Below are 6,385 nucleotides of genomic sequence, written 5' to 3'. Positions count from 1 at the left end.
TGCTTCTGAAAGGTTATCGTTAATGAGATATAGGTGGCTTTAGCATGCTTCAATACATTGGAGAATGCCTCTTGAATCAGACGGTATACGGCTACCTCCATCTCGGATGGAAGCCGTTTCTCCCTTCCCGCTAATTCAAATCGCGTTCTTATTTTCGATTTCTCTTCAAAATCCTGTACAAATTTGTGAAGGGTGGGGATTAGGCCTAAATCGTCCAGGGCCATAGGGCGGAGGTTGAAAATCATTTTGCGGACCTCTTCCAGCCCGTCTCTTACCTGACCTTTAAGATCGCTCAGTTCTTCCTTTACCGAATCTAGATTTTCTTGACTCAGCATCCGTTCCGCTATCTCCGTTCTCAGAACAACATGGGCCATCGTTTGAGCTAAACCGTCATGAATTTCCCGCGCAATCCGCTTCCGTTCTTCTTCCTGTGCCATAATAATTTTCAAGCCAAGCATCTGTCTGTTCTTGGCTGATTCCAACATACGCGTAACCTGATTTAAATCACCGGATAAGTACTCCAGAACGACATTCATCTGGGAAACCAGCGTCTCCGCACGTTCCACCTGCCGTTCCACACTGCGAATCCGCTTCTGCAGATCATCCCGGCGCATCTTCAAATGATGCTCCTTCTCCCTGTATATGGTTAGCTGCAATTGTAATTGGGTTGCCGCTTCGTAAGCAATCCGGATATCCTCTTCCGTGAAGCGGTGAAAATCCCGGCTTACCTCCGTAAGCCGAATTCTCGATCTTCGGTAGTCCAGCTCAAGCTTATCCACTTGTTGAATGGTCAACGTGGTCTCCTCTATCACCTGTTGAAGCTCACGGTTCAGGGCATCCAGTTCGTTGCGGGCGCTTTCGCTGATCTCATATATTTTATACTTGCTGCTTTCCATAACATGAATGGCGTCCTTAATGACACGATCTATGGCATCTACCTTCACTCTATCCCACTCTATCCTTTACCCCTTTAACTCATCGGGTTATTCCCTCAATGATACTATACTAACACATTTCGGAAACATTTGAAGAGTTTCGATGGAACTATTTTACCATATTTACATGCCACTTAAAGGACGCCGTGAAGAACTTTTACAAAAATTGTTGAATTTTTCTATACCGGCCTTGTTTTCAGCCTATAACTTTCATTCCGATTAGTAACAGGGAGGCTCGTATCACACTACTCCAATGTTACAGTATGCGTCTCCTGATCCCAAGAAACTTTCCAGCCAAAGTTTTCTGTCAAAATTCTTAGAGGCATCATTGTGCGCTCATTCATTAATTGGGGAGGCACTTCGGCGGTAACCACTTTGCCGTTAACAACCAAGTCCAGTTGGTCCAGCCATAATTCAGCCATCTGTCCGTCTTTAAAAATCGTCACTTTCCGTTCGGTATCCCCTTCATTCCACGGAATGACCTCGCCGCCGAGGGCCTCCACTACAAAACGAACAGGCACCAATGTATTTCCGCTAATGAGTACCGGGGCTTGGTCAATCGTCATGCTCTCACCATTGACCGTAATCTTCGGCTCATCGATAGTCAGGCTTACTTTGTTTCGCTTAGGATTTGGGACTTCCGTCTTATAATGCAGCTTAATATCGTCTAATGCAACGGTTCCCTTGCGGGCTCTATCCGCTCTCCCTTGCTCTATGTCCGCAATATAAATTCGCTTCAATTGTACCGGATAAGCCATGTCCAGATTGGAGAAGTTCCCCTTCACCGTTTTCCAACCATCCCAGTTTATCTCTTTGGCGAGATCTACCCGATGGGTTTTACCGGCTGCATCAATTAGTTCTGCACGTAACCAATTGCCGCTGTTATCGCCCCACACATTAACACTCATAGATTGGGGCTCGCCTTCCAGCAATACACCTTCTTGTCCAAAATCAGCGTATGCCGCCAAAGTTCCTGTTTCAGCAATCAATTCATAGTCCATTTGTACCGCATAGTTATCCATTGCCAAGCCAAACATTCCCGGTACTCGACTTATCTCGCCGGTTACACCTTCTGTAGAGCTGAAGGATACCGCCGGATTACTCTGTTCAAAATCAGCCCAAAGCTTCTCCGACCCCAGCGGCAGATTCAGAATCGTGCTGAAACCGTCATAACTGGCAATCAACTGTCCTGCACTTGTTCCTTGAATATCGGTAATATGAAGAGTGTCTCCCTTGATTTCCCCTTGAAACCCTTTGATCTGCCATTGGAATGATTCCGCGGGAACGGTTCTTTCTGTGCCGTCTTTTAATTTGGCCTTAACGGACAATTGAATCTCTTCGTTATTCATCAGCACTCCACTGGAAGGCTGTATGGTCAAGCTTTCAATATCTTCCCTGCGAACAACATCCACCTCTTTGCTGGAGGTAGCTTGTCCTGACGAGACGGAAATCGTAGCTTTCCCCGCTTGCGTAAGTGTGAAGACGTTGTTTTCGAAGGTACCCATGCCATCCGTACTACTCCAAACCGCGTTGTCGTCCAAATTTGTAATCGGGTTATAATAAGTATCATAGCCTCTTGCGTAATAAGCTGCCGATTCATTGACGAATAATTTCTTCGGTCCGGAAATGTTCAATCCAAGCGCTTCTCCCTTAGGGGCAAGAGTGTATACACCAATCCCATTAACAATTTCGCGCTGATAGTTAGACTCTGGAGCAGCAACCAACTCCACACCGGTTTCCCCAAGCGGGCGGGCTACCATCTGGGAGGAACCTCCGCCGTCCAGATTCATTCCTTTCCAGATTCCAATCTGGGTCATAACATCCTGCATTTCGGCAAAGCTCATTCCATCACTGTTCGCATTATCTTCCACATTTATAAGATAAACATATTTTTCATCCTGGGAGTAACCAATTGCGGTACGTGCCCTGGCCTTTGTGTAATCCGCATCTTTTCTAGACAAGGCTGCAGGCTGCCCATTATCCACTAGAATCGTATGACCACCGATCATCATTTGAAAATCTTCGGCATCGTACGGACGGCTGGGATCCCTCGGGACTATATTATAGGCAGAATGAATGGGGTCTCCTATCTTCAAGTTATCCTGAACAAATTGTGCTCCTGCACCCGCTGCCCTAAGTATGTACCCGTCTTCGGGAGGTGCCATCTCAAAAATTCCATTTACTTTAATATCTTGAATAATGCCGTTCTGAACCAGCACTTCCGTTGGAACCGTCACCCCATCATTGGCACGGTCTGAGCTTCCCCAAGAACTGGTATAGAGGAAAATACTATCTATCATACTGTGCTGCCCACTAGGTTCAAACCAATAGTAAGTTTTATTAACGCCACCCAAATAATAGCTATTTCCATTGGCGGCCGTAACCGATCCGGTGAAAGTAAACATATCAATGACCGGCTTGTTATCTTTGGTCAATCCAAAGCTGTAGAAGCCCGGCAGTTCATTCGGGGTAGCCATAATCTCGCCGCCGGACATTTGCGGTCCCATCGGAGCTAGGTTTGCTTTAGTATTATAGAAGTCTCCGTTCACTCCGGCTACGGCACCGGTCTCCTGCGCCATTTTCTTTACTGTATTTTTCGTTGTAAATTTGCCGCCTTTTCCGGTCATCACATCCAACTTGACCATAGGGTTTTCCAATGCTACTTCAATCACATTGACGTTGACATGGGCAGGCTTATTATTACGGGTAGACACCCAGTCGTATTTTTTCAGAATCGCTCCAGCGGTAATAATCTCTTGCCCCTTATAAGTTACAGTTCCGCTGGCAGAAGCCGTCTCAGCCGAAAAGGACCATGTCTGCAAAACCAGCATGAACGCTAATACCCAAGTCAAAGCTTTTACATAGCGTTTTTTTCTTTTTTTACGCTTCTCTTGCTGTTGCATTTGCTTTTCTCTCCTCCAAATTTATTAGTCTCTCATTCTTTTTCTCTAGTATTAGACTCTACTTATAGGTAAAAAGTTACGTTAATCAACAAAAAAACGCCTATTAGGAAAAATAGGCGTCGGAATTTTGTCGAATTAAGTTAATTTATACTTTGAAAAGCATCGATGCTGTTATTTTATATCTGTGTAATTTAGTTCATTGCTTCCTGCTTAAGAATTTCGGCCTTATCCGTTCTTTCCCAAGGAAGATCAATGTCCGTCCGTCCAAAATGGCCGTAAGCCGCTGTTTGCTTGTAAATAGGATTTCTTAAACCAAGTTCCTTAATAATGCCTGCGGAGCGAAGGTCGAAATGTTTGCGAATGAGTTCAACAAGCTTTGCTTCGCTTACTTTGCCTGTTCCGAATGTGTCTACACTTATGGAAACAGGGCGAGCTACTCCAATAGCATAGGCTAATTGAATTTCACACTTATCCGCAAGACCTGCAGCCACGATATTCTTTGCCACATAACGTGCGGCATAAGCGGCAGAACGGTCAACCTTAGTCGGGTCTTTCCCCGAGAACGCCCCTCCGCCGTGGCGGGCATATCCTCCGTAAGTATCTACAATAATTTTACGTCCGGTTAAGCCGGCATCCCCTTGGGGACCTCCAATAACAAATCGGCCTGTCGGATTAATGAAATACTTCGTATCTGCATCCAAAAATTGTTCAGGAACTACAGGCATAATAACATGCTCTTTAATATCCTTCTGGATTTGCTCCAACGTAATATCTTCAGCATGCTGGGTAGACACAACGATAGTATCCACTCTTACCGGCTTGTCTCCTTCGTATTCGACCGTTACCTGCGTTTTCCCGTCTGGGCGCAGATAGCTCAAGGTTCCATCTTTACGAACTTCGGCCAACCGGCGGGACAACCGATGGGCCAATGCAATCGGCATCGGCATGAATTCAGGAGTTTCATTCACGGCGAAACCGAACATAAGGCCTTGATCGCCTGCTCCAAGCGCTTCAATCTCTTCATCCGTCATCTGTCCCTCACGGGCTTCCAGAGCACGGTCAACCCCCTGAGCGATGTCAGCGGACTGTTCGTTTAAAGATGTTAAAACAGCGCAGGTTTTATAATCAAAACCATATTTTGCACGAGTATATCCAATGTCCTTAATCGTATTGCGCACAATCGCAGGAATGTCCACATAATCCGCACGGCTGGAAATTTCCCCAATCACGAGAACCAGCCCTGTCGCTACAGATACTTCACATGCTACACGAGCGTTAGGGTCTTCTTTAAGAAATGCATCTAAAACCGCGTCCGAAATCTGGTCACAAATCTTATCCGGATGACCTTCCGTCACCGATTCCGAAGTAAATAAACGTCTATTACTTGAAGTCGTCACTTCTTCGACCTCCCTATTCAAATATGCTTTACACAAAAAACCAACCTTCTCCGATTAGGAGAGATGGTTGGAATACCTTCATTAATTCATAGTACTTTATTTGTCTAAAGCTGTCAATCGGTGACTTGTCTGATTTAGCGCGGAATTATTTAGGATAAGGAAAAGAGAGCTTCTTCTGCTTTTTGGATCAATCTTTTGGTTATGGTACCGCCAACAGCTCCCGTGTCCCGGGTGGCAATATGCCCCCAATAATCTTCACGAACCGCCGGGGAAGTAACGGATCCTAATTCTGCAGCGAATTCTGTATCCAATGCCGCTGTTTGAAAATATTGCTGGCCTACCGGAAGCCCTAATTCAGCAGCAATTTCGTATTTCATTTGATCCAATGCCTGTTTGCTTGCAGGCACTACTTTATTGTTATTGGACTTTGCCATTACTGGAGTCACCTCCTTATATCGTGTAACCCTAGTATGGCTTGTCCCTAGGCCTTCAAACGTATAACTTTATGCCATGAGGGGAAAAATTATGGCGTCACTTTAGAGCCGTCTTTGTTAGTTACCATGTAATTGCCTTTAACCATTACATATATGACGGTTTGGTTACTTGTATCCGATTGAATACCGCGTCCTTCTCTTGGGAATAATAATAAATGATTCAATTCAATGACGGTTCCTGCTGACAAATCTTTTCCTGAGGTAACATCGGGAATCCCATTATCGTCACTGCTTACGGCAATTGCCTTGCCATTTCGCACTATAACCTCCGTGCCGGGGGCAGCATATAAAGTCTGGCCAGGATCTAGTTCAACTACCGTCACTTCTAGACTGCTTCCAACGGAAGAACCGGATCCTGAACCTGCCTGTATTTCTTTAAGAATTTCTTCCTTCAGCTTTTGAAGATCAATATCCGTTGTTGCCGGGGTGCCACCGCCTCCGGTTATAGCCTTAATTTGCTGATCTACATAACTTTTTGTAACTAACGGATCGTCAGCCGTTCCAGGCTTTTCACCAGCTCCGGTATCAGCACTTGTCGTCATAATCGAACCAAGCCACAATCCCGCTCCCAACAAAACGGGGGCCGCTATAAACTTCCATTTCGATTTCATAAAGTCACCTCTTGTTCTTTTTTAAACCAGACTAACTACATTAAA

5 protein-coding genes are annotated in these 6,385 nt (G+C 45.3%); all 5 read right to left on the bottom strand.

What is annotated here, in order from left to right:
* A partial coding sequence (locus tag ACFQ03_RS15040) for a sensor histidine kinase (protein WP_379289146.1) occupies positions 1-944 on the bottom strand: 944 nt, incomplete at its 3' end.
* Between the two features lie 236 nt (positions 945-1,180).
* On the bottom strand, positions 1,181-3,838 hold the full coding sequence (locus ACFQ03_RS15035) for a stalk domain-containing protein (RefSeq protein WP_379289144.1): 2,658 nt from the start codon (positions 3,836-3,838) through the stop codon (positions 1,181-1,183).
* A gap of 191 nt (positions 3,839-4,029) precedes the next feature.
* Positions 4,030-5,235, bottom strand: a complete 1,206-nt coding sequence (gene metK / locus ACFQ03_RS15030; protein ID WP_379289142.1) for a methionine adenosyltransferase — start codon at positions 5,233-5,235, stop codon at positions 4,030-4,032.
* 149 nt (positions 5,236-5,384) lie between these two features.
* A complete protein-coding gene (locus ACFQ03_RS15025; RefSeq protein ID WP_379289140.1) occupies positions 5,385-5,669 on the bottom strand; it encodes a small, acid-soluble spore protein, alpha/beta type in 285 nt (94 codons plus the stop codon).
* Between the two features lie 89 nt (positions 5,670-5,758).
* Complete coding sequence (locus ACFQ03_RS15020; RefSeq protein ID WP_144934300.1) at positions 5,759-6,340, bottom strand: hypothetical protein; 582 nt, start codon at positions 6,338-6,340, stop codon at positions 5,759-5,761.
* Positions 6,341-6,385: the final 45 nt, after the last annotated feature.

Source organism: Paenibacillus residui (genome assembly GCF_042677205.1).
GTDB lineage: Bacteria > Bacillota > Bacilli > Paenibacillales > NBRC-103111 > Paenibacillus_L > Paenibacillus_L residui.
Note: the sequence above shows the minus strand (reverse complement) of the source record. Positions and strands in the feature narration are given on the sequence as shown.

Excerpts from the sequence above, each read along its gene's own strand:
- ACFQ03_RS15035 (WP_379289144.1), bottom strand. The coding sequence starts at position 3,838 with ATGCAACAGCAAGAGAAGCGTAAAAAAAGAAAAAAACGCTATGTAAAA.
- ACFQ03_RS15025 (WP_379289140.1), bottom strand. The coding sequence starts at position 5,669 with ATGGCAAAGTCCAATAACAATAAAGTAGTGCCTGCAAGCAAACAGGCA.
- ACFQ03_RS15020 (WP_144934300.1), bottom strand. The coding sequence starts at position 6,340 with ATGAAATCGAAATGGAAGTTTATAGCGGCCCCCGTTTTGTTGGGAGCG.